This is a genomic window from Vibrio sp. D173a, assembly GCF_030248475.1.
This window is the reverse complement of record NZ_JAHGAH010001429.1, coordinates 1-536: the sequence shown is the minus strand read 5'-3', so window position 1 is coordinate 536 and position 536 is coordinate 1. Positions and strand designations below refer to the sequence as shown.

The following is a 536-nucleotide window of genomic DNA, read 5'->3' as shown; positions in this document are numbered from 1 at the left end:
GGGCGTGAAGAAGAGTTTAAAGCGAGTGTCGACACGGCGCTGATGTATGCCGAGGCATTGAGCTGTAAAAAGGTTCACGCAATGTCGGGCATTCTTGATGAGCGCTACAGTCGCCAACAGCATATCGATACTTTCATCTCAAATATTCGTTACGCAGCAGACAAGTTTGTTGAGCATGGAATTGAACTGATGATTGAGCCTCTCAACAATCGCGATGTCCCTGACTACTTTGTGGCACATCAACGTGACGCCGTCGAGCTTATCAAGCAAGTGGGTCGTCCAAACGTGAAGTTGCAGCTTGACCTGTACCACGCACAAATTATGGATGGCGACCTGAGCACTTTGATTCGCGATGTCGCGCCTTATACCGGCCATATCCAAATCGCTTCTGTTCCAGAAAGACACGAACCTTCAGAGGGGGAGCTCAATTACCCTCACCTGTTCAATGTGCTGGATGAGTCAGGTTACCAAGGGTGGATTGGCTGTGAGTACAACCCACGCAACACAACGGAACAAGGTTTAGGTTGGGTTAAGCC

At 49.4% G+C, this 536-nt stretch carries 1 protein-coding gene; it reads left to right on the top strand.

Annotated elements, in window-relative coordinates:
• Positions 1 to 536: hydroxypyruvate isomerase family protein (locus tag KIV40_RS33840; RefSeq protein ID WP_285353813.1), on the top strand; the 536-nt coding region annotated here is incomplete at both ends.